Source organism: Faecalibacterium sp. AM43-5AT, assembly GCF_003603345.1.
GTDB classification, from domain to species: domain Bacteria; phylum Bacillota; class Clostridia; order Oscillospirales; family Ruminococcaceae; genus Faecalibacterium; species Faecalibacterium taiwanense.
The window spans coordinates 46,544-69,838 of the sequence record NZ_QVGZ01000010.1 but is presented as its reverse complement, the minus strand read 5'-3'; the positions used below and the strand labels follow the sequence as shown (position 1 = coordinate 69,838).

22 protein-coding genes are annotated in these 23,295 nt (G+C 57.8%); 13 read left to right on the top strand and 9 right to left on the bottom strand.

Going from position 1 to position 23,295, the window contains the following annotated elements; translation table 11 throughout:
* Nucleotides 1-36: 36 nt before the first annotated feature.
* The 5 genes from DW937_RS11550 to DW937_RS11530 all read right to left on the bottom strand — a co-directional run bounded on the left by DW937_RS11550 (nt 37) and on the right by DW937_RS11530 (nt 6,422).
* Complete coding sequence (locus DW937_RS11550) at nt 37-2,739, bottom strand: EAL domain-containing protein (protein WP_120121001.1); 2,703 nt, start codon at nt 2,737-2,739, stop codon at nt 37-39.
* Between the two features lie 192 nt (nt 2,740-2,931).
* Nucleotides 2,932-4,035, bottom strand: a complete 1,104-nt coding sequence (locus DW937_RS11545; RefSeq protein WP_120121000.1) for a putative ABC transporter permease — start codon at nt 4,033-4,035, stop codon at nt 2,932-2,934.
* A 36-nt stretch (nt 4,036-4,071) separates the two neighbouring features.
* On the bottom strand, nt 4,072-4,251 hold the full coding sequence (locus DW937_RS11540) for a DUF6472 family protein (RefSeq protein ID WP_097777082.1): 180 nt from the start codon (nt 4,249-4,251) through the stop codon (nt 4,072-4,074).
* Nucleotides 4,244-5,020 (bottom strand): tRNA (guanosine(46)-N7)-methyltransferase TrmB, encoded by a 777-nt coding sequence (gene trmB / locus DW937_RS11535; RefSeq protein ID WP_120120999.1) that lies wholly within the window; start codon nt 5,018-5,020, stop codon nt 4,244-4,246. Before trmB ends, DW937_RS11540 begins: the two co-directional genes overlap by 8 nt.
* 214 nt (nt 5,021-5,234) lie before the next feature.
* Entirely contained in the window at nt 5,235-6,422 is a 1,188-nt protein-coding gene (locus DW937_RS11530; protein ID WP_120120998.1) for an alanyl-tRNA editing protein, read from the bottom strand.
* 23 nt (nt 6,423-6,445) lie between these two features.
* Between DW937_RS11530 and DW937_RS11525 the strand changes: the two genes are divergently transcribed.
* From DW937_RS11525 to DW937_RS11510, 4 genes are all read left to right on the top strand, one after another.
* Entirely contained in the window at nt 6,446-6,766 is a 321-nt protein-coding gene (locus DW937_RS11525) for a hypothetical protein (RefSeq protein ID WP_120120997.1), read from the top strand.
* A gap of 187 nt (nt 6,767-6,953) precedes the next feature.
* Nucleotides 6,954-8,495 carry a 4-alpha-glucanotransferase gene (malQ, locus tag DW937_RS11520; RefSeq protein ID WP_120120996.1) on the top strand — a complete coding sequence of 514 codons (1,542 nt, stop codon included), beginning with the start codon at nt 6,954-6,956 and terminating at the stop codon, nt 8,493-8,495.
* A 279-nt stretch (nt 8,496-8,774) separates the two neighbouring features.
* Complete coding sequence (locus DW937_RS11515; RefSeq protein ID WP_120120995.1) at nt 8,775-9,563, top strand: GGDEF domain-containing protein; 789 nt, start codon at nt 8,775-8,777, stop codon at nt 9,561-9,563.
* Between the two features lie 59 nt (nt 9,564-9,622).
* Nucleotides 9,623-10,063, top strand: coding sequence for a hypothetical protein (locus DW937_RS11510; protein WP_044953312.1), 441 nt, complete (start codon nt 9,623-9,625; stop codon nt 10,061-10,063).
* 143 nt (nt 10,064-10,206) lie between these two features.
* Here the strand turns inward: DW937_RS11510 and DW937_RS11505 are convergent, their stop codons facing one another.
* From DW937_RS11505 to DW937_RS11495, 3 genes are all read right to left on the bottom strand, one after another.
* On the bottom strand, nt 10,207-10,890 hold the full coding sequence (locus tag DW937_RS11505) for a 5'-methylthioadenosine/adenosylhomocysteine nucleosidase (RefSeq protein ID WP_120120994.1): 684 nt from the start codon (nt 10,888-10,890) through the stop codon (nt 10,207-10,209).
* Between the two features lie 160 nt (nt 10,891-11,050).
* On the bottom strand, nt 11,051-12,184 hold the full coding sequence (ychF, locus tag DW937_RS11500; protein ID WP_097777075.1) for a redox-regulated ATPase YchF: 1,134 nt from the start codon (nt 12,182-12,184) through the stop codon (nt 11,051-11,053).
* Between the two features lie 181 nt (nt 12,185-12,365).
* Entirely contained in the window at nt 12,366-13,682 is a 1,317-nt protein-coding gene (locus DW937_RS11495) for a M18 family aminopeptidase (RefSeq protein ID WP_120120993.1), read from the bottom strand.
* Between the two features lie 175 nt (nt 13,683-13,857).
* Here DW937_RS11495 and DW937_RS11490 point away from each other — a divergent pair, with 175 nt between their 5' ends.
* On the top strand, nt 13,858-15,138 hold the full coding sequence (locus tag DW937_RS11490; protein ID WP_120120992.1) for an L-serine ammonia-lyase, iron-sulfur-dependent, subunit alpha: 1,281 nt from the start codon (nt 13,858-13,860) through the stop codon (nt 15,136-15,138).
* 59 nt (nt 15,139-15,197) lie between these two features.
* Here the strand turns inward: DW937_RS11490 and DW937_RS11485 are convergent, their stop codons facing one another.
* Nucleotides 15,198-15,422, bottom strand: a complete 225-nt coding sequence (locus DW937_RS11485) for a helix-turn-helix transcriptional regulator (RefSeq protein WP_097777061.1) — start codon at nt 15,420-15,422, stop codon at nt 15,198-15,200.
* Nucleotides 15,423-15,566: 144 nt separating this feature from the next.
* Here DW937_RS11485 and DW937_RS11480 point away from each other — a divergent pair, with 144 nt between their 5' ends.
* The 8 genes from DW937_RS11480 to DW937_RS11445 all read left to right on the top strand — a co-directional run bounded on the left by DW937_RS11480 (nt 15,567) and on the right by DW937_RS11445 (nt 23,278).
* A complete protein-coding gene (locus tag DW937_RS11480) occupies nt 15,567-15,947 on the top strand; it encodes a hypothetical protein (RefSeq protein ID WP_097777060.1) in 381 nt (126 codons plus the stop codon).
* Between the two features lie 22 nt (nt 15,948-15,969).
* Complete coding sequence (locus DW937_RS11475) at nt 15,970-17,418, top strand: hypothetical protein (protein WP_097777059.1); 1,449 nt, start codon at nt 15,970-15,972, stop codon at nt 17,416-17,418.
* Between the two features lie 201 nt (nt 17,419-17,619).
* Nucleotides 17,620-18,318, top strand: coding sequence for a response regulator transcription factor (locus DW937_RS11470; protein ID WP_120120991.1), 699 nt, complete (start codon nt 17,620-17,622; stop codon nt 18,316-18,318).
* On the top strand, nt 18,318-19,838 hold the full coding sequence (locus DW937_RS11465) for a HAMP domain-containing sensor histidine kinase (RefSeq protein WP_120120990.1): 1,521 nt from the start codon (nt 18,318-18,320) through the stop codon (nt 19,836-19,838). The genes DW937_RS11470 and DW937_RS11465 overlap by 1 nt, the downstream gene beginning before the upstream one ends.
* A gap of 428 nt (nt 19,839-20,266) precedes the next feature.
* On the top strand, nt 20,267-20,917 hold the full coding sequence (gene rpe / locus DW937_RS11460) for a ribulose-phosphate 3-epimerase (protein WP_120120989.1): 651 nt from the start codon (nt 20,267-20,269) through the stop codon (nt 20,915-20,917).
* Nucleotides 20,918-20,931: 14 nt separating this feature from the next.
* Nucleotides 20,932-21,951 (top strand): RnfABCDGE type electron transport complex subunit D, encoded by a 1,020-nt coding sequence (locus tag DW937_RS11455; RefSeq protein WP_120120988.1) that lies wholly within the window; start codon nt 20,932-20,934, stop codon nt 21,949-21,951.
* Nucleotides 21,948-22,670, top strand: coding sequence for an Rnf-Nqr domain containing protein (locus DW937_RS11450; RefSeq protein WP_120081332.1), 723 nt, complete (start codon nt 21,948-21,950; stop codon nt 22,668-22,670). Before DW937_RS11455 ends, DW937_RS11450 begins: the two co-directional genes overlap by 4 nt.
* Nucleotides 22,667-23,278, top strand: a complete 612-nt coding sequence (locus DW937_RS11445; RefSeq protein WP_118528456.1) for an Rnf-Nqr domain containing protein — start codon at nt 22,667-22,669, stop codon at nt 23,276-23,278. Before DW937_RS11450 ends, DW937_RS11445 begins: the two co-directional genes overlap by 4 nt.
* Nucleotides 23,279-23,295 lie beyond the last annotated feature (17 nt).

The window sequence follows — 23,295 nt, the reverse complement described above, 5'->3', positions numbered from 1 at the left end:
GACGGCTGATCGTTCAAATCAGCCGTCTCTTTTTCTTTAGTCACTTATTTTGTCTGGGGGGGGGGTAAGAGCTGCATCCTCACAGGAGAAGATCCAGATGGTCTCATCAATGTGCGTTCCGCTCTTGGAATAGGGTGTCACCTTGACGCAGAAGGTGGTGCCGTCGGTCTTTTTATAGGTGCGCTCCACGATGTCACCGGTCAGGACCTTGCTGCGGATATAGTTGTAATCCAGCAGATCCGCCAGACTCTCGCGGCAGGCGGGCTGCACCTGCGTATCACGGTACTGCTGCAGAACGGCGAGGAAAGAGCCGCCGGAGGTGTCCAGAATTTTCTGGAAATAGTCCGGGACGATCACGCCGCGCATACGGTCGGTCTTCAGATCAACAACGAACACGCTCTGGTACTTGGGGGCAAGGACCCGCAGGAAATGCTCGGCATCCCGCTTTTCGGTCAGAGTCTGCTCCAGCTTCTCGTTCAGGCCCCGCAGCTGGCGCTCCTGGCCGTTGCGGGCGTAATAGGCCTGCTTGTCCTGCCGCATGGCAGCTTCGGCCTGATTCATGGCATCGTCCAGCCGGTGCAGGTCGTTGGTGTTCTGGATGCCCACCGAGATCTCGTACTCCTTCTCGCGCAGGAAAGCACGCATCCTGTCCACAGACACCCACACACTGTAGGGCGGCTGATTCGGGGTGAGGATCACGAATTCGTCACCGCCGATGCGGTAGATGCGGCTGGAAGCAAAGAACTTGCGGGCCGCATTGGAAATGCAGCAGAGCATGGCATCGCCGCTGCGGTGGCCCAGATGGTTATTGATCTCGTGCAGGCCCACCACGTCGATGTAGGTGCACACCATGGAGTCGTATTCGCTGGACTGCAGCGTCCGCAGATCGGTCTCAAAGAGGCTGCGGTTCAGCAGGCCGGTCAGGGTGTCGTGGCTGTAGGAGAAGTCCAGCTCCTCGCTGAGATGGTCGGCCTGTGCATCCTCACGCACCACCACGGTGGCCCAGGGGTTCTGGGCGCAGCAGTTGCGGCAGGGCAGAAATTCCATGGTGATCCACACGAACTGACCGGACACGTTTTTGCGGAAGCGGTAGGCCTCCGGCTGCTGGGTGCTGAAAACAGCGGAGCGCAGGGTCTCCAGATCGGTCTGGTCGGTGAACATCTCCGCGTCGTCCGGGTGGATCACCTTATTCGTCACCATGCGCTCACAGTAAGCGGCAAAGTCCTCCTCAGTGTCCGAACCCGCACCGGGCAGGCGCGGGTCCCGCTTGATGACCCGGTATTCGCCGGTGGAAAGGTTCAGCAGAGAAAGCTCCAGCACATTGTCCGCAAAGATCTGGTAGGCCTGCAGCGCCAGTGCGGTCTGCTCGCTGTTGGAGATGGGGACCCGGCGGTCACGGCGCATCAGGTCGCGGCGCATATCCCAGTAATCCTCGCTGTTGGGCTGGGCCAGCAGGGCCTCGGCGTTCTCCACCGGCATGGGCTTGTAGAAATAATAGCCCTGCGTATACAGGCAGTCGGCGGCCTGCAGCATGGAGACCTGCTCCGGCGTTTCCACGCCTTCGGCGATGATGGGCAGATTCAGGCGGTGGGCCATATCCACCACCGATTCCACGATCTGCACGCCCTTGCTGCGGTTTTGCTGGTTCATGTCGATGAGCTTCATGTCCAGCTTGATGGCATCCACGTTGGTGTCCTTGAGCATATTCAGCGAAGAATAGCCGCTGCCAAAGTCGTCCATCATCACAGAGAAACCTTTGCGGTGCAGGCCCTGGATGGTGTTTTCCATCAGAGAAGCGTTTTCGGCCAGCATGGTCTCGGTGATCTCGGCCAGCAGGAGCTTGGGCTCCAGCTGATACTTTTCCACAAGATTGGAGAAGATCTGCGGCACATCCAGATTGACGATATCCACCACAGAAACGTTCACAGATACAGGCACAAGATTGCTGCCGCTCTCCTGCCACTTGTGCAGGGTCTTGCAGACAGACTCCCAGATGTACTGATCCAGCTGGGTCACAAGGCCGGTGCTTTCCAGCAGGGGCATGAACTCGGCCGGGGGCACGCAGCCGCGGGTGGGATGGTTCCAGCGCACCAGTGCTTCCATGCCCACGATGGCGCGGGTCATGCTGTTGCACTTGGGCTGCAGAAAGAAGCAGAACTCGTGATTTTTCAGGGCGAGCTCCAGCTCGCTCAGCAGCTGACGCTGCTTCTTGAGACGGTTGAGCATGGCCGGAGTAAAGCGGTGCATCCCGCCTACGGCCGGGCTGGGGTCTACCGATGCGATCTGTGCATAGCTGCACAGGGTTTGTGCGTCAGCATCTGGATGCTCGGCCACAGGGCACACACCAAAAGACAAGAAAGAGGTAACGCCCTGCCTGTAGTCGTTCACGCAGGTCTGCAGATGGCTGATGATGGCCAGCTGCTGTTCTTTGTCATCCGGCAGGCAGAGCACAAAATCGTCGCTGCCGAGGTAGCCCACCGGAGAACCGGTCGCCTTGCTGTGCTCCAGCAGAAGGGCTGTAAGAGACAGCAGCAGGCTGTGCGCCTGCTGAGAACCGTACAGCTCGGTATACAGTTTAAAATGCTCGATATCGATGGCGGCAACACACCAGTTCTCGCCTTTGTGCTGCGCCAGAAACTCCTGCAGCTGCTGCAGGAAGTCGTCTTTGCGAGCGATCTGTGCAAGTGCATCGGGTTGCGGTGCGCCGACATTTTCATTCAACTTCAGTTCTTCGAACATGATAAATCCCTCGCTGTTGGATGTTTTCGACAAAATGTGGCATTCTATAAAACAGTATAGCACGATTTTAAACCTTTGAAAATAGATATTTAAAACTTTGCGGCAAAAAAGAACGGAACGCCGGACGGGTCCGGAAGGCGGGGCATAAAAAGACCGCTGCATTCCTGTGCAGCGGTCTTTTGGGCAGCGGTCTCAGGCATCCTTGCGGGTGTCGGAGCCGTTTTTCTTCGGTTCTTCTTCAGGGCTTTCCCGGCGGGCAAGACCAAGGCGCAGGGCCTTGAGGGTGGTCTTTTTTACGCCATGCTTCAGGCCGGGGAAGGCGCGCAGCATACGGCGCGGGCCAACGATGCGGGGGGTGCGCAGCAGCTGGGCCTGCATTTCATCGCTGCGGGCCTGCAGCTCCTCGGCCAGCTGTTCCAGACGCAGCAGCTCGGCAGCGCGCTCTATCGTGCCCTTGGCGGCCAGCTGTGCAGCCTTGGCGGCTTCGGCCGTGTTGAGCTTGGCGATCTCGGAAGCATGCTTTGCGGCCTCGCGGGCCTCAGCGGTCTTGGCACGGACGGCGGCCAGCGTTTCACGCAGGGCACGCTTTTCCGGTGCGGCTTCGCGGGCCTCGGCGGCGGCAAGCTTGAACTGCAGGCGCTGCTCGTCCAGCTTCTGGTCGGCGTTCAGGGTGGTGGTGCCCAGCAGCTGGGTCATGGCATCGCTGACGGCATGGATACTGTCGGCCAGCTGCTCCATGGCATCCAGCGTCTTGGCCAGACCGGAGGCGGCAAAGGCCGTAACGACTACGTCTGCCGCGTAGACTGCATAGAGCACACACATAACGACAAAGCCCACAAAGGGCGGGATCATATCCACAAGACCGGCGACGACCGGGTGGACGATGCGCATGACCACCAGCGTGCCCACGCCCCACAGCAGGCTGAATTCCAGACAGATGTAGCCGCCAATGTTGAAGGGAAAGTCGCTGTAGTCCCACCAGCGGGTGTGATAGAGCTTATACAGTGCCCAGCCGCCTACCAGTTCCAGCGCACTGGGCAGGATGACACCGCCGATGTACAGCAGCAGGACGCTGCCCTGCAGAGGGGTCAGGGCGAACAGCACGATGACCATGCCGAAGCCGTAAATGGGGCACACCGGGCCGTTGAGAAAGCCGCGGTTCACCAGCTGACCGGTGGTGGCGGCGGCAAAGATGACCTCCAGACACCAGCCGGTGCAGGAATAAATGAGAAAGAAGGCCAGCACATGATACAGCGAAAAGCCGCATACTGTGGTGGTCGTGAGAAAGTTGAGCATAAAACACCTCCTGTGAGAATCATGCTGCTGCGCAGGTCAGTTCTGTTTTTGTACGATCTTGTATTCATCGCCCGGCTCAAAGAACGGGCAGGCGGCCGTGCTGCGGGAAAGATAGCGGGCCATCTCGTCCTCGTCCAGACAGCCGCCCTGAGCACAGTACCAGCTGCCGTACTCGTCCTGCACATTGTTCAGGCAGATCTCGCAGGGGTCATTCATTGCCTTCGCCTTCCTGTGCAGCCTTGGCGGCAGCCTCGGCCTCGGCCGCTTCGCGGGCCTGACGCTTGAGAATCTTCGGCTCGATCCAAGTCACGCTGGCAGGGTCCGGGTCCTTGCGGGCGATCAGGGCCTTGATCTTGATGCCCATTTCGGTGAACATGCCCTCGTGTTCGGTGCGGATGTTCCACTCCGGCTCGTTCTCATGGAGGTCAAAGGTCATCCACTCGATGTCGTAGCCGGAAGCGGGGAAGTATTCCAGACTGTCGCGGAACAGATCATCGTCGTCGGTCTTGAAGTAGATCTCGCCGCCGTCCTTGAGGAACTCACGGTAGTTGATGAGCTGGCGCGGGTAGGTGAGGCGGTGCTTGTGGGAAGAGCCGTTCTTGCTCCACGGGTTGCAGAAGTTGATGTAGATGCGGCTGACCGTATCCTCGGCGGTAATGACCCCCTTGATGCGCTCGATGTCGGTGCTCATGATCTTCACGTTGTCGATGGGGCGGCCTGCAGCCTGATAGGCGGCTTCGATCTTGCGCTTGGCGAGGATGAGCACCTTATCGGTGATATCGATGCCCAGATAGTTGTTTTCCGGGTGGGCGCAGGCCAGCTGGGAGATGAAGCCGCCCTTGCCGCAGCCCAGTTCCAGCACAAAGGGCTGCTCCGGGCGGGCGTACTGGGCGTGCCACTTGCTGCCCCAGATCAGCGGCTCGTGCACATGGAAGTCGGCTGCCATCAGCTCGTCGTGGGCATAGGGTTTGAAACGCATTCTCATAGTTTGTTGTTCTCCTTAAAATTAACGTGGCTCGCCCTCTCAGGCGCTGACGCGCCAGCGCTCCCCTTTTTGGCTTCGCCATTTTCCCCCGTCCGGGGGAAATCGGTCCCAAAGGGGGAGCCCTTGGCAAAGCCGGAAGGTTTTCCGTACTGCCAAAGCCTCTCCCTTTGGGAGAGGTGGCTTTGCGAAGCAAAGACGGAGAGGGCGAGGATGCTTACAAATTCTGCTCCCGCAAAAACGCCTCCACCTGTTCCGGTGCGGCAGCGCAGCTGCCCTGACAGATGCCGGGCTTGCCGCCGCCGCGTCCGTTCAGGGCGGTGTTCAGGGCTTTGGTCAGGGCGCGCACATCGCCGTCTGCCTGCGCGATGCAGTAGCCGGTGCCCTTTTCGGTGGGGGTCAGGGCGGCGCAGAGACCGGTGGTGGCTTCGGTCAGGCGCACCGCCAGCCGGTGCAGGCCGTCCGGGTCAAGGCCGGGCACTGTGCGGATGGCATCCTCACCGGGGTTTGCCAGCTGGGCAAGTGCATCAAACAGCTGAGAACATACACCAAAGTGTGTAAACTTGAGCGCAGTATACTCATCGTAGACACGATGCACCGCCACAGCGGTCTGGTCGGCCTTGGCCGAGAGCAGCGCCCCGATCTCTGCCTGCCGCTGGCGCATAGCCTGTGCAGCAAGCAATGCCCGCTGGCCGCACACCACGCTCAGCCGCACGCCGCCCTTGTAGTTCTCGCTGGCCAGAATTTTGATCTGTCCCACCTGTCCGGTGGTGCGGGTGTGGGTGCCGCAGCAGGCGCAGACATCCGCACCGGGAATGGTCACGATGCGCACCTGCCCTTCGATCTCCTTTTTGGAGCGGTAGACAAGGGCGGCAAGCTCCTCCCGGGTGGGGTAGCTGACCAGCACCGGCACATCCTGCCACACGATGCGGTTGGCGGCAAGCTCGGCTGCCTGCAGGCCCTCGGCAGAAATGGGCACGCTGGTGTCCATGCGCACAGCCTCGGAACCGATGTGGAAGCCCACGTTCTCGGCCCCGAACATCTGGTGCAGGATGCCGGAAAGGATGTGCTCACCGGTGTGCTGCTGCATTTTGTCAAACCGCCATTCCCAGTCGATGCAGCCGGAAACGGCAGTGCCGGGAACAGCGCTTTCCGGCAGAGCGTCCACGCTGTGCCAGAGGACGCCGTCATGCTCGTGCACATCGGTCACATTCAGCGTGGCACCGTCCGGCAGGGTCAGGGTGCCCCGGTCGGCAGGCTGACCGCCGCCCTCCGGGTAGAACACCGTGCCGTCCAGCGCAATGCGCCCGCCGCCGGTCTTTTCGTCCGGCTCTGCGGCAAGGATGACGCTCTCGCACTGGGTGCGGAAAGCGTCCTGTTCAAAATATTTTTCAGTGCGCTGCATGGCGCGGGTACCTCCTGTTCAGGGTGCAGTTTGACGATTTAAAATGGCTGCCGCAGGCTCTGGACATATTCAGCGGAAAATTTATTTTTATTTTTGCAGAATTGGAACGACTGCGGTCGTTCCAATTCTGCTTTTTCACGCAAGGGGCCGTAAAGGCCAACAACAAAAGAGATTTTACTGCATCTGCCGGTTTCGGCCCTTCTGGTGAAAATGCGTTTGGAGCGGACCGCGTTTGCGCAGCAATGAAAGCCCCGGTGGGGCTTTTAAGCGGCGAGCGGTCTGCGTCAGCAGATGGAGGGGCCTTGCCCCGACAAGTTCCGCAGGCCGCGACAAACGCGAAATAAAAAATCTGGATTCCGCTGAACATAGCCAGAGCGAAAGCGGAGGCTATTTAAAATCGAAAAAGGGATACGCACCCAATTTAAAAATAAGTATACCACGTTTTTTGCCTGTGGAAAATAGTCTGCGGATATGTTATGATAAGAAACAACGATATTCCCATAAAATGTTAAAAATGAGGAAGGTAATAGCATGCGTGAAAGTGGAATCCTGATGCCGGTGTCCAGCCTGCCCGGCCCTTACGGTATTGGCTGCTTTGGCAAGGAAGCATTCAAGTTTGTGGATTTTCTGGCACAAGCGGGCCAGAAGATCTGGCAGATCCTGCCGCTCAGTCCCACCGGCTACGGTGACAGCCCCTATCAGAGCTGCTCGGCCTTTGCGGGCAACCCCTATTTTATCGACCTCGACGCTTTGAAGGAAGAAGGCCTGCTCACCGCCGCCCAGCTCAAGGCCGAAAAATGGGGCACAGACCCCAAAGAGGTGGACTACGGCACTTTGTATGTGAGCCGCTTTAAAGTCCTGCGCACCGCCTACGCCGCATGGCGCAAGCAGTGCGCTGGGCTGCACGGCTGCAGCTATTACTTCCCGGATGATTACTATGCCTTTACCCTCGCCAATGAGGAATGGCTGGACGACTACGCCCTGTACATGGCCCTGAAAGCGGCCAACGGCATGAAGAACTGGGTGGAGTGGGAGCGCCCCTACCGCCTGCGCGATAAGAAGGCCCTTGCTGCCTTTGCCGCCGAAAACGAGGAAGAAATCGGATTCTGGAAGTTCGTGCAGTACAAGTTTGCGGCCCAGTGGCAGGCGGTGAAGGCCTACGCCAACAAAAAGGACGTGCAGATTTTGGGCGACATCCCCATCTACGTCTCTGCCGACTCGGTGGATGCATGGGTGGGCGGCGCGCTGTTTGAGCTGGATGCCGACGGCGGATTTGCCCGTGTGGCGGGCTGCCCGCCGGATTACTTCTCTGCCGACGGTCAGCTGTGGGGCAACCCGCTGTACAACTGGGAATACCACAAAAAGACCGGCTACGCGTGGTGGGTGCGCCGGGTGCGCCACGCACTGGGCATCTACGACCTGCTGCGCATCGACCACTTCCGCGGCTTCGATACCTATTGGGCCATCCCGGCGGACAGCACCACCGCCCGCACCGGCAAGTGGGAGAACGGCCCCGGCATGGAGCTGTTCGATGCGCTGGAAGCTGCCCTTGGCAAGCTGCCCATCATTGCCGAGGATCTGGGCGAACTGTTCCCCAGCGTGCGAAAGCTGCTGGCCGACAGCACCTTCCCGGGCATGAAGGTGCTGCAGTTCGCCTTTGGCGGCGGGGACAGCGAGTATCTGCCCCACAACCACGTCAAGAACAGCGTGGTGTATCCCGGCACCCACGATAACACCACCCTGACCGACTGGTGGGAGAACGGCGCTTCCGAAAAGGAAAAGGCTGCCGCTGCCGCTTACCTGCACCTGACCGGCGTAAAGCCCACCGCAAAGGAGCTGGCGGCCATCCGGACCGATGATGTCCGCATCGCTCTGCTGCGCGCAGCGCTGGGGTCGGTGGCTGACCGGGCCATCATCCCCATGTACGACTGGCTGGGTCTGGGTGCGGAAGCACACCTGAATACCCCCGGCAAGCTGGGCGGAAACTGGGCATGGCGCGCCGCTGACGGCTTTGCCGCCAAGGCACTGGCCAAGACCATCCACGACGAGTGCAGTGTGTACTGCCGCGTATAAACAGAAGGCGAAGAGCGGCGGGAGCTTAGCAATTTGACGAAAATGTAAAAACTCCGGCAGAAAATTGTGCGTTTTGCTGGTAAAATCGGAAGCTGAATGGTATAATGTTGCTAAAGCGGCATTATGCCATTTTTCTTTACCTGATGCGTTCCCGGCATTTCCGGAAACAGGACGGGCGCGGGATGCATAATGCGGCAGATGGTTCCTGAACGTATGGGGAACAGGTGACTGCACGCGGGATACGGGAGCGCCGCGTGCGCAGATGATGGGGAAAATTACATGAAGAAAGAATGTACCGAGCAGGATCTACGGGAACTTGCGCGCTCAGCGCAGGCCGTATTTGAGGCAGTGACCCTGACCGAAGCACCGCTTTGTGACGGCTGGCAGGACGATGGCCTGCGGGTGGACTACGAGCTGCGCAATGGCCGTGTGGACTGTGTGCTGCACCGCAGAGTGGAAGCGGACGGCAAATGCTGGGAGCTGGAAATGTGCGCACCGCTGGCAGGCAATGTGCTGCCGGAAGAGCGCATGACACCCCGGGAGCGGGAACTGTGCCGCGAGGATATGAGCCACGATTTTCTTACCGGCGTGTACAACCGCCGCTATCTGGAAACGGTGTTTGCCCAAAAACTGGAACAGTGTGCAGCGCAGGGCCGCAAGGCGGCTGTGGCGCTGGTGAGCATCGACAACGGCCAGAAGCTGCGGGATACCTACGGCCAGCCTGTGATGGACCAGCTGCACTGCTTTGTGGGCAACCAGTGGAAAAAGAACTTTGATACCCCTGCGGCCCGCGTGGTCTGCCGCCTGACCGGCAGCATCTTTGCGGTGGGCTGTCTGGATGCCGACGGCAAGCAGCTGGCAGAGGAAATGCAGAACATGTATCGGCAGATGCCCCGGGAATGCATCACCACCACCGGCATGATGCGCCGGGTGCCCTTTACCCTGAGCTGCGGCGCAGCCGGGCTGGAGGAGGTCGCCGCAAAGAATTGGCAGGCGCTGTACGAGCTGTGCGATGCACGCCTGCGGGAGGCACAGAACGCCGGCGGCGATCAAATGCGTGCAGAATAAAACCAGTGTATAAAATCCCCCTTTTGGCGCAGACTAAGGCCAGAAGGGGGATTTTTTGTATGGAAAACCAGAAAAACGACAACCTGAATCTGCTGGAAGCCGTGGTGCAGAATACCGAGATGGGCAAGAACACCTTGGAACAGATCGTGCCGATGACCGACGATGTGCAGTTCAAGGCCGAGCTGCTGCGCCAGCGCAATGTGTACCACCAGCTCAATCAGGAAGCGCACACCGCCATCGAGGCCTGCGGCGGCACCGCGCAGGGGCAGAGCGCCATGGCAAAGCTGAACACAAAAATGGGCATCAGTATGAAGACCCTCACGGACAAGTCCACCCGCAATCTGGCCGAGATGCTCACACAGGGCAGCGGCATGGGGGTGGTGGACTGCGTAAAGGCCCAGAAGGATTACCCCAATGCCGCGCCCGGCGCAAAGCGCCTTGCCCAAAGACTGCAGGAGTTTCAGGAGGATAGCCGGGTAAAGCTGGAACAGTTCTTGTAAAAGAAAACCCTCTCAGGCTCACTTTGTTCGCCAGCTCTCCCGAAGGGCGAGCCATTGGCAAAACGGAAAACGTTTCCGGAATGTCAAAAGCTCCCCTTTCGGGGGAGCTGGCAATGCGAAGCATTGACTGAGAGGATTCTTTTTTACAGTGCTTCCACCATCGCTGCCACGATCTTGGTGGCGGTGGCTACATATTCCGCAATGCTGAACTTTTTCACCACCAGCACCTCGTGACCGTCCTCATCGGCGTTGTCGCTCATAGCGCGCAGGATGACGCAGGGCACACCGTTCTTGGCGGCGATCTGGCTCACAGCGGCACCCTCCATCTCCACGCAGTCGGGGGCGCATTTGGCTTCAATGGCAACCTTGGTTTCACTGTCGCCCACAAACAGGTCGCCGGTGGCGATCTTGCCCACCAGAGCCTTCACACCCGCTTTGGCGCAGGCTTTTTCGGCGGCAGCGATCAGCTCCGGGTCGCCGGTGTATTCCTTGAGGAACGGCGGGTTCTGGCAGATCATGTCCAGCTGTGCGTCGTGGTACAGCACGGTCTTGCCGATGACCACATCGCCAATGCCGATCTTCGATGTCATATTGCCTGCGATGCCGGAAAAGATGATCTTCTCCGCGCCGAATTTTGTGATGAGCACCTGCGTGGTGGCGGCGGCATTGGCCTTGCCCATGCCGGCACAGCACACCACCACCTGTTTGCCGGCCAGCGTGCCCTTGTGGTAATCCACGCCGCCGTAGGGCTCCACGGTGACATTCTCCAGCTTTGCACACAGCTGATCGACTTCATCGGGCATTGCGCCCATAATACCGAAAATCATAGGAAACCTCTTTTACGATTTTAAATGGCCGACGCGTGCGCTCTGGCCATAGATAGCAGAAATTTATTTTTAATTTTGTAAGTTCCAAAAGCCTGCGGGCTTTTGAAACTTACTTTTTCACGGGAAGGGGCGAAACCGGAAGTGACATCTTTGCCGAAAATCAGACGTTGAACAGGAACTCGATCACATCGCCATCGTTGACAACGTACTCCTTGCCCTCGGTGCGCTGCAGACCCTTGGCCTTGACGGCGGCGTAATCGAAGTTGTTGGCTTCCAGATCGCTGTAGCCAATGACGCTGGCACGGATGAAGCCGCGCTCGAAATCGCTGTGGATCTTGCCGGCAGCCTGCGGTGCTTTGGTGCCCTTGCGGATGGTCCATGCGCGGCACTCCTTCTTGCCGTCGGTCAGGAAGGAGATCAGGCCCAGCAGATCATAGCTGGCAGTGATGAGGTTGTCCAGACCACTGGCTTCAATGCCCATTTCAGCCAGAAAAGCCTTCTTTTCCTCGGGGGAATAGTCGGCGATATCCTCCTCGGTCTTGGCGCAGATGGGAATGTAGCGTGCGCCCTCTTCCTTGGCGCGTGCGGCCACCAGCGGGACATACTTGTTGTTTTCGATGCCCTCCATCAGGTCGTCCTCGCCCACGTTGCAGGCGTACAGCACCGGCTTTGCGCTCAGCAGGCCCATTTCATGCAGCACGGTCTGCTGCTCGGCATCGCCCTCGTCAAAATCAAAGCTGCGGGCAGGCTTGCCGGCGCTCAGGTGGTCGGCCAGCTGCTGCAGCCATGCGGCTTCGGCGGCAGCGCCCTTGTTGTTGCCGCTCTTGGCAGCCTTTGCCATGCGGCCTGCGCGGTTCTGCACCACCTCAAGGTCGGACAGGATCAGCTCGTAGTCGATGGCATCGATGTCAGCAATGGGGTCCACGGCCTCGGCCTTGGAAACATCCTCCACCACATGGATGATGTTGTCGTCGTCAAAGCAGCGCACTACATGCACAATGGCGTCGCACTCGCGGATGTGGCCCAGGAACTTGTTGCCAAGGCCTGCACCCTGGCTGGCACCCTTCACAAGGCCCGCGATATCCACGAACTCCACGATGGCAGGGGTCTTTTTATTGGTCTGCCAGATCTCGGCCAGCTTGTCCAGACGCTTGTCCGGCACGGCTACGATGCCGCTGTTCGGCTCGATGGTGCAGAAGGGATAGTTTGCGGCTTCTGCGTTCTTGGTGGAGGTGATGGCATTGAACAGAGTGGACTTGCCGACGTTCGGCAGGCCGACGATACCTAATTTCATTTTATTATACTCCTTGCGAAAAAGATTTTACGCTGCGGTAAAAAGCGATATTATAACAGAATAATTGTAGCACAATGGACGTTTTTTCTCAATACTTACTTAAGTGGAAACGAAAAGCCGCCCGTGGAAAAGCAGTGCTGCTTTTCCACGGGCGGTCCTTATGATTCAGGTTGTACGGGCCTTACTTGCAGATGGTAAGGGTGCCGGATGCGGTCTCTTCAAAGTGGCTGGCGTAGAATTCCTCCATCAGCCGGATGAGAGAAACGATGTCCCGGGCACCGGCGGTCTCGTAGCAGGAATGCATGGCCAGCTGCGGCAGGCCGATGTCCACGCAGTTCATGGACACCTGTGCCATGGCAAGATTGCCCAGAGTGCTGCCGCCGACCTTATCGGAACGGTTGGCAAAATACTGCAGCGGGACACCGGCGCGGGCGGCAAGTTCCTTTGCCACGGCCATGCTCATGCCGTCGCTGGTATACTTCTGGCCGGCGTGCACCTTGACCACAACGCCCTCGTTCATGTAGGTGCAGTTGTTCACATCGGTATATTCCGGGTGGTTGGGGTGCACGGCGTGGGCGTTGTCGGCGCTGAACATGAAGCTGGAGGCCACCGCACGGTGGAAGTCCTCATCGCCGGGGCAGACGTTCTGCGCGATGCGGTGCAGCACGTCGTACAGGAAGGTGGAAGCTGCGCCCTGCTTGGTGCCGGAACCCACTTCTTCGTTGTCGAAAAAGGCGGCAACATTGATGGACTGGGCGCTGTGTGCTTTCAGGAAACCCTTCAGGATGCCGAACACACACTGCTGGTCATCCAGACGGCCGGAGGAGATGAACTCCTCATTGCAGCCCCAGACGGCGGCCTTTTCGCGGATGCAGAGGAACAGGTCGCTGCCAAGGATCTGCTCTTCTGCGACCTGCAGCTCAGCGGCGACCAGCTTTTTCAGCACGCCTTCCTCGGCGGCACCGCCCAGCAGGGGCAGCATATCCACCTGCTTGTTGTAGGAAGCCCTGTCGTTGACCTCGCGATCCATGTGGATAGCTACGCTGGGGATCATCAGCAGGTCGCGGTCCAGCGTGAGCAGGCGGGAAGTGATGGCATTGTTCTCCTTTATCAGCACGCGGCCTGCCACCGACAGCGGCCTGTCCATCCATGTGGAGCAGATCATGCCGCCGTAGCCCTCGGTGTTCAGCTTGGTGTACTTCCGGCCCATGTGGATCTCGGCGTTTTCCTTGATGCGGAAGCAGGGGGAATCCGTGTGGGCAGCGGCCACGTTGAAGCTGTAGTTTTCCAGCTGTTCTCCCATGCGGAATGCAAGGATGCTGGAGCCGTTGCGGCAGACAAAATAGCTCCTGCCGGGTTCCAGCTGCCACCGGCGGCTCTCCAGCAGCTCGGAAAAGCCCTCCTTCAGCAGGATGTTCCGGACGGATGCAGTGGTGTGGTATGCGGTAGGATTGCCGTCAATGAAGGACAGCAGCTCCTGTACTTCTTTTTCGATCATAGGGAGACCCTCCATGGATTTATCGATTTGGATGCTCCTATTCTACTTCTGCTGTTTGCGCTTTGCAATAGCCGGTCCTGCGGGCGGGGAAGAATTTGTTTTACATTGCGCGAGTTCTATAGTATACTATTCCTGTTGGTAAATATCGAATCGACAGGAAAGGCAGGGAACCGTCATGGAACGCAGTGATCCGCGCTATCAGGCGTATGTAGAAATATTAAAGGAAGAACTGATCCCGGCAATGGGCTGCACCGAACCTATTGCGCTGGCTTATGCCGCAGCCAAAGCCCGCGAAGTGCTGGGCATGCTGCCCGAAAGCGTGCAGCTGCAGGTGAGCGGCAGCATTATTAAGAATGTGAAGAGCGTCATCGTGCCCAACACCGGCCACCTGAAAGGCATGGAAGCCGCTGTGGCAGCGGGCATCATTGCCGGTTCGGCAGACAGAGAGCTGGAAGTCATCTCCGAAGTCAGCGAGGATAAGAAGGCTGCCATCCGGGACTATCTGCAGACGGTGCCCATTTCCATCCAGCACATCGAGCAGGGGCATGTGTTCGATATCATCGTTACCGAGCGCAGTGGGGATTCCTACGCAAAGGTGCGCATTGCGGATTTTCACACCAACATCTGCCTGATCGAAAAAAACGGCCGGGCGCTCTACGAAAAGCCGCTGCTGAACGAGGAGGCCCGGCGGGACAGCCGGGCCGACCGCAGCCTGCTGAACATGAAGGACATCTGGGACTTTGCCGAGACGGCCGACCTGCAGGATGTGGCGGACCTGCTGGAACGCCAGATCCGCTATAATAACGCCATCGCAGAGGAGGGTCTTCTGGGCGACTATGGCGCGAACATCGGCCGGGTGCTGCTTTCTACTTACGGCAATGATGTGTCCATCCGGGCCAAGGCCAAGGCGGCCGCCGGTTCGGATGCCCGCATGAACGGCTGTGAGCTGCCGGTCATCATCAACTCCGGCAGCGGCAATCAGGGCATCACCTGCTCGGTGCCGCTCATTGAATATGCCAAGGAGCTGCACAGCGGCAAGGAAAAGCTTTACCGTGCCCTTATCATTTCCAATCTGGTGGCCATCCACGAAAAGACCGGCATCGGCACCCTGTCCGCCTACTGCGGCGCAGTCAGCGCCGGTGCGGGCGCTGGCGCGGGCATCGTATATCTGTGCGGCGACGGCTATCAGGCCGCCATCCACACGGTGGTCAATGCGCTGGCCATCGTGTCCGGCATCGTGTGCGACGGCGCAAAGGCCTCCTGCGCGGCAAAGATCGCTTCCTCGGTGGACGCGGCCTTGCTTGGCTACAACATGTACAAGTGCCATCAGGAGTTCAAGGGCGGCGACGGCATCGTGATGAAGGACATCGAGACCACCATCAAGGGCATCGGCCGTCTGGGCAAGGACGGCATGAAGGAGACCAATGAGGAGATCATCCGGCTGATGATCGAGTAATGAAGAACTGAAAACCAGCCTTTCGCAGATGGTAAATGTCTGCGGAAGGCTGGTCTCTTTTATAGCGCTTTTGGTGGTGTTGGGTCGTCTGTCCGGTTCAGAAGATAATCGGTCGATGTTTTGTAAAGGTCAGCCAGCTGAACGAGGGTAACGGTGGGAATGTCGCGCAGGCCTTGTTCGTAGCGGTTGTATTGCGGCTGCGGCATATGCAGGATGGCAGCCAGCTGGCGCTGGGTCAGGTCGTGATCCTCGCGCATATCACGGATGCGGCGATAATAGGCCATAAAAATATCCTCCTGATATCTGAATGGATATCTTGACAGTACCGCAGGAAGATGCTATTCTGAATGTATGATATCCAAATGGATATCAAAAACACTTGCGAGTGAACCCGTATAAGTCATAAACAGAGACAGGAGGACATTCAAATGAAGAAAGTTGTACGGCGTGAATTTTTGCGGATCGCGGCTGCCGCTGCATTGGTGTGTGCAGCAGCTTCGCTGACGGGATGCGGTCAAAATGTGGAAAAACTGGTGGTTGGTGACTGGTATCTGGAAGGCTCTGACCGGCTGAGATTTACGATTTATGATGACGGGACGGTCAATATCCCGGGTACTTATGGGACGGGAAAATGGTCGATCGTAAATGACAATCAACTGAAGATCTCTGATTTCTACGGGGAGTCTACGGTGCTCAAGATCGAGGACATCGACAAGGATTCCATGACCTGCCGGCAAATTTATGATGGTCGGGAAGATGAAGAGACGATCACCTATTGGCATAAAGCGGAAGATGCAGTGAAGCACTGAGAGTCAAAAAGGAGAACTGGATATGAAGTTTCCGAGAATGATTGCGGTACTGGGGCTGACATGCGCACTGCTTTTAAGCGGCTGCGGAAGCGAAGAAACCAGCAGCCTTTCAGAATTGATGGCATCCAAGAAAAACGGAACACAACAGTCGCCGCTTACAAAAATGCCTGAACATATGAAAGATATGTACGGGATGGGAGAAACGAGCGATAGTGCCCTCGAAAACGAAACTTACTCGACATTAAAGGAGGAAATAGGAGACTATAACGGCTGTAGTCTCCGTTACCCGAATTTTGAAGAACTGTCGGTTGGGATGCTTTACAAAGGAGAAGTGCATAAGTACTGCCTGTTCGATAAGGAAGGACGGGTGCATTGCATTTTTGATGATGACGTAAACATCGTGTCTGGATTCTATAATGGTATGTGCTTGACAAGTACTGGTGTGATGGCAAAAGAAGATGATACATTCTTTCGGCCGACCTATCTGTCGGATGACGAGACTATAGTTCGATATGCAAAAGACGATGATGGTGTACTTCTCTGGACAGTAAAAAGGGAAGACTCAATTAAAGGAACGACAGCCATTCTGACGGCTTGGGATGCGAATGGAGAAATTCGTTTTCAATGCGACACTACACGGGATGAATTCTCGGAGATGAATCCTGATACTGTATACAATGATCTGTCACAGAATCAGTACGAGTCGATTGGTATTTCACAGGCATTTGCATACTGTGGGGGGAGTGTATATCGGATCAGGAGCGATCTTTACTATGTGTTTATGAACATCGACACGGGAAAATTCTTTTCGGTGCGGGAACCCAATGCATATCTGGTGCAGGTGGAAGGAAACCAGATGATTCGAACACAACCGGGACTGAGAGCGCTTGATGGTGACTTTAATGAACTCCCAGAATGGAAAGCAATAAAATCAAGACGAAGCGGAACACCGGTATTAAGCGAAGGGCTGCTCTATCTGGATGTTAGAAGGGATGCAGATGATTTTGAAGATTATCCATCGGGATTTTATGATGTTCATTTAAACCGTATAATAGATCTCAGTGAATACGATGTTCGGCCGATCAATGAAAATTCTGAGCCGCGGTTTATGAACGGTTATGCCGTCCTCCAGTTGCGAAATCCCGATGGTGTACTTTTTTGGGGTGTTATGGACAAAAATGGAAATTGGACATCTCAACCTCAGAAAGGGACGATCAAATATGTTTTTCCGACAGCAGATGGTGTTTTGATCAGTACTTGTGAAGAAAACACAGACATGTATCAGACCTATAATCAGAATGGCGCAAAGCTGCAAAATTGGGATGGTCTGCAATTTAATGGTTACTATGGGTATGCAGACAAGAAAACAACGTATGGCAGTTACGAGGTTTATGATGGCTTCCTTTATACAGATTTGAGCGGACACATTGCAAAAATCAGCAGCGGTGGAACATTTGAAATGCTATCCTGATGAAATAAACATGTTCTAAAAGAAAATCAGTGAATGGAAAAGCAGACTTTCTCGGAAAAGAAAGCCTGCTTTTCCGCTTCAGAGCAAAAAATCATACAAATCCTTCTTTATTTTGTCATAACTCTTCCGTATAATAAGAAGTGGAATACTTTGCTGCTCTGCCCGCCCGGCGGGCATTCGATAAAATGGGAGGAAATCATTATGGCCAACGAAAAGATCCTCGTTGTGGACGACGATACCAATATCTGCGAGCTGCTGCGGCTGTACCTGACCAAGGAGGGCTATCAGGTCACGGTGGCAAACGATGGCGAAGAAGGTCTGGAAAAGTTCAATCAGGTCAAGCCTGATATGGTGCTGCTGGACGTGATGATGCCCAAGATGGACGGTCTGGAAGTGTGCCGCCGCATCCGCAAGGCGGGCAACACCCCGGTGATGATGCTCACGGCCAAGGGCGAGACCTTTGATAAGGTGCTGGGCTTGGAGCTGGGTGCAGACGATTACATGGTAAAGCCCTTTGATGCCAAGGAAGTGGTGGCCCGCATCAAGGCGGTGCTGCGCCGCTGCCAGACCACCACGGCTGCTGCCGTGAGCACCGAGGGCGTGATCGAATTCGACAACCTGCGTCTGGACATGAACAGCTATGAGCTGCGGGTCAAGGGCAAGGTGGTGGAGGCTCCCCCCAAGGAGCTGGAACTGCTGAACTGTCTGGCCTCCCACCCGAACCGCGTCTACACCCGCGACCAGCTGCTGGACGAGGTGTGGGGCTTTGAGTATTACGGCGACAGCCGCACCATTGATGTGCATGTCAAGCGCCTGCGTGAGAAGCTGGCCGGTGCTTCCGATAAATGGGAGCTGAAGACCGTATGGGGCGTTGGCTATAAGTTCGAGGTGCGTCAGTAATGCGCAAAAGTATCTCGGTGGCGTTCTTCTCGCTGGTGTCCACCCTGATGGTGCTGGGCATCGTGCTGATGGGAGCTTCGGAGTGGGTGCTGTTCAAGAACTACTTCGCCAAGGACCGCTACGAAACACTGGATCAGGTGGTGGGTGTCACCCAGCGCACGGCCCAGTATCTGGTCCAGCAGGCGGAGCTGCCGGAAGGCGATGAGCTGGACGCACTGAGCACCAAGCTGGAGATCATCGGCGAGAGCGCAGAGGCCTATTTGTTCTTTACCGACAACGACGGCCGGGTGATGATCGCCTCCAGCCCGGACAAGCTGGAGAGCCTGACCGTGCCGGAAGAAATGATGGAGAAGATCGACGCTTCCGATGCGGACTACTACCATGTGTTCGGCACGCTGGGCGGCATGCTGGACGGGAAAAGCTACATCACGGTCAGCGAAATGCGCAATGAGCACGGCCAGCCCAGCGGCTACCTGTTCCTGTGCTCTTCCGGCGAGCAGCTGACCCAGTTCAAGCAGCAGTTCTGGTCCAACTTCCTGCTGTCGGCCTGTGTGATGCTGCTGTGTGCCAGCATCCTGACCAAGATCCTGATGCGCCAGCTCACCGACCCGCTGCAGAAGGTGACGGATGCCGCCCAGCGCTTTGGCGGCGGTGATCTTTCCGTCCGTGTGGAGGGAGTGGAAGGCGAAGGCGAGGCAGCCGACCTTGCCCGCACCTTCAACCGCATGGCAGACAACATCCAGATGAACGACAACTCCCGCGGTCAGTTCATGGGCAACATCGCCCACGAGCTGCGCACCCCCATGACCACCATCAAGGGCTTTGTGGACGGCATTCTGGACGGCACCATCCCGCCGGATATGCAGAACCACTACCTGCAGCTGGTCAGTGAGGAAACGGGCCGTCTGGCACGGCTCATCCAGAACATGCTGGATCTTTCCAAGCTGGAAAGCGGCGAATATCAGGTGAATGCCCGGATGTTCAACATCTGGGAGACGATCACCGGCGTGGCGCTCTCGGCAGAGCAGCGCATCAACGACGGCATGATCGACATCGACGGCCTGACCATGGACGAAAAGGTGCTGGTCTACGCCGACCCCGACCTGATCCATCAGGTGGTGTATAACCTGCTGGACAACGCCATCAAGTTTACGCCTGCGGGCGGCACCATCCGCTTCGGGGTGGAAAAGCTTGGCCCGGAAGCCGAGATCTCCATCTGGAATTCCGGTCAGGGCATCAGCCCGGAAGCGCTGCCCTACGTGTTCCAGCGGTTCTACAAGGAGGACCGCTCCCGCGGCCTGCACGCCCGGGGCGCTGGCCTTGGCCTGAACATCTGCAAGGTGCTGGTGAACCTTTCCGGCGGGCAGATCCGGGTGGAGAGCCAGCAGGGCGAGTGGTGCCGGTTCGTGTTCACCCTGCCCACGGTGGCCCCGAACCCCGGCGGCATGAAGCGTCTGCCGGACGAAGCCGGCGGTGAACCCACCGTGGAAGACCCTGCAAGCATGAAGCCCGTAGAATGAACTTCCAGCCAGGCTGCCCCGGACCCGGGGTGGTCTGGCTGTTTTGGCGTGGGGAAACTTTGCCGCCGATGAAACTCCCCCAGTCATCTCGCTGCGCTCAATGCCAGCCCCCTCTGGGATGGGGCCCTTGGCATGGCGGTAAAGCTTCCGGTTAAAGTGCAAATCTTCCGGGCGTGCCAGAGGCTCCCTCTCCGAGGGAGCTGGCAAAGCCGTCAGGCTTTGACTGAGGAAGTTTACTTCGCAAATGGACAGATTTTTCCAAATACGTCATTTCCGTGAAAAAGCCGTTGGCGGGTTTGATTTTTTGCTCGTTTTCATGTAAACTAAAAGATAACCATGCCCATGCTGTTTTTGCGGTTTGAAACCGCCAGCACAATGGGACAAATGGGAATAAGAATTTATAAAATAACGGAGCGTAAAGATAGAATATGGCAATCGTAAGTCCCTCGATCCTTTCTGCTGATTTTGGCAAACTGGGTGCAGACTGCCGCATGGTGCTGGATGCCGGTGCACAGATGATGCATTACGACGTGATGGACGGCCACTTTGTGCCCAACATCAGCTTTGGCGTGCCGGTGCTCAAGAGCCTGCACAAAAATCTGCCGGATGCCTTTTATGATGTGCACCTGATGATCAGCCATCCGCTGCAGTATGCGGAAGCCTTCATCAAAGCCGGTGCCACCCTGTACAACTTCCACCTTGAGTGCGAGGACGATATCCAGGCCACCATCGATGCCGTCCGGGCGCTGGGCTGCAAGGTGGGGCTGACCATCAAGCCCGGCACCGAGCCGCAGGCGCTGGCACCCTATCTTGACCAGCTGGATCTTGTGCTGGTGATGAGCGTGGAGCCCGGCTTCGGCGGGCAGAAGTTCATGCCCTCGGCGCTGGACAAGCTGCGCTGGCTCAAGGCAGAGCGCGAAGCGCGCGGCGCACACTATCTGCTGGAAGTGGACGGCGGCGTGGACAATGCCACCGCGCCCCAGTGCGTGGAAGCGGGCGCTGATATTCTGGTGGCGGGCAGTGCGGTGTTCGGCGCAGCAGACCCTGCTGCAGCCGTGCAGCACCTCGCCAGCCTTTGAAAGGATAACCATTTATGGATGAATCTTTGATCCGGGAGCAGGAGGCACAGCTCCAGAAGACCGGCCGCTACTATAAGCATATCTGCTTTATGGCGGTGCCGGTGCTGTGCATGGCCTGTTTTCTGTACGGTGTGCGCCCGCTGCTGCTGTGCGGCATTGCGGTGCTTACCGGCAACCTGTGCGACCGTCTCGTTTCGCTGCTGCGCCGCCGCGTGTATCAGGGCGGTGACTTTTCCAACGAGAGCTTTGCGCTCGTCATTGCCCTGCTGATGCCGGTGACGGTGGATCTCTATGTTCTGATCGCCGCAGTGATTGCCGGTGTGCTGATCGGCAAGGAGATCTTTGGCGGCTACGGCAGCTACCCCTTCAACCCGGCTGCTGTGGGCTATGTGGTGGCGGCTGTGTCATGGCCGGAACAGGTGTTCCGCTATCCGCAGCCCTATACGAACATCCCTTTGTGGGACGCTTCCATGGTGCCGGTCTCCAGCGCCATTGAGGACACCCTGCGCAGCGGCGGCATGCTGAACATCGGCTCGCTGGCGCTGGGTCTGGGCGAATATGCTGCTCCCATGGGCACCGGCGCTGCGCTGGTGATCCTTGCCTGCGGCCTGTTTTTGTGGACCCAGAAGGATGCCCACATGTCTGCATCGATCAGCTTTCTTGTGACCTGTGCGGTCATTGCGTTCTTCTTCCCGCGGCAGGCGGGCCTTGCCGACAGTGCCGTGCTGTCAAATATCCTGCCCCGCCTGCAGTGTGTGCGGGATGAACTGCTGACTGGCGCGATCCTGTTCAGCGCGGTGTTCCTGATCAACGAGCCTTACACCTGCGTGCACCACCGCATGGGCCGTGTGCTGTACGGCGTGCTGGTGGGCGTTGTGAGCATGGGCTTCCGCTACTATGGCGTGTACGAAACCGGTGTGTGCTTTGCGCTGCTGGCGGTCAACAGTGTGTCGGCATGGATCGACCGCACCGAGGCAAAGCTGTATCACCTGACCCATCTGCAGGCAGATGCCGGAAAGGGGGCAGCACAATGAGACGCGCAACGGCTGAACTGATCGTAAAAGATCCCAACAAGTTTGCCCACCACGACCGTGTGTTCCTGAATAACCCGGTGGTCATGCAGGGCATGGGCCTTGCCCCGCTGGTGGTGCTTGCCACCAGCGGCCAGAATGCGGTGATGCTGGCGGTGGCGGTGGCGCTGCTGCTGGTGCCCTCCCGCGTGCTGGCCTGTCTGCTGAGCCGCCTTGTGCCCCTGCACGACGAGGACCCCGCCCCGGAAACGCTGCAGAAAAAGCTGCTGCCCCGTGCACTGGTGTACGGTTTCAGCACGGCGGTGGTGTATCTGGCGGTGTATCCCATCCTGAATATGCTGTTCAGCACCAGCCTGCTGAGCCTTGGCATCTATCTTCCCATGCTCACGGTGGAGCCGCTTCTGACCTACCGCTTTGGCCGCGTGCAGGAGACGGTGCGCAAGGCTGTCTCCAAGGGCCTGCGCATCACGGTGGGCTATGCGCTGCTGCTGGTGCTGCTGGGCTGCGTCCGTGAATGGCTGGCCGCAGGCACCATGTTCGGTGTGGTTGTCAGCCGCCCGGTGCTGCCCATGGCAAGCATGCCGGCAGGCGGCTTTATCGTGCTGGGCGTGCTGTGTGCCGTATGGCGTGCACTGGCCCAAAAGCGTAAGGCATATCTCACCAAAGAGGCACGCAACCTTGTGGATGTGCATTCCCAGAAGGAGGCGGACCGCGAACAATGAGAGATGTTGTAACAACAAGTGCAGTGTTCTTCAGCTATGCACTGCTGGCGGTGTTCGCGCAGAACGCCGTCTTTACCCGTGCACTGGGCGTTTCGCGTCTGGTGCAACTGGTGGGCGATGACCGCACCAGCAGCTGGCTGTTTGGTATGCAGCTGTGCATCACGCAGATGCTGGTAACGCCGTTTGCGTGGTATGCCGGCAGCCAGATCACGCCGCTGGCAAACCGTGCCCAGCTGCGCCCGCTGGTGTATATTTCCAGCATTGCCGTGGTGTGCGTTCTGGAGCACGCCGTGCTGTGGCTGGCGAAGGGCCTGCCGCACCGCAGCGCATTGCTGCGCATCGTGCCGCTGGCGGGCCTGAACAGCTGTGTGCTGGGCACTGTACTGGTGGAGCGCACCCAGAGCTTTACGCTGGGGCAGAGCCTTGGCTTTGGCCTTGGCAGCGGCCTTGGCTATGTGCTGGCGGTGCTGCTGGTAACGGAAGCCCGCCACCGCCTGCGCAGCAAGGCCATCCCGGAAGCATTCCGCGGCCTGCCCATCACGCTGGTGTATATCGGCGTGCTGGCACTGGCGATCTATGGTTTCACCGGACATTCTGTGATCCTGTAACATTGGCAGGGAGGAGA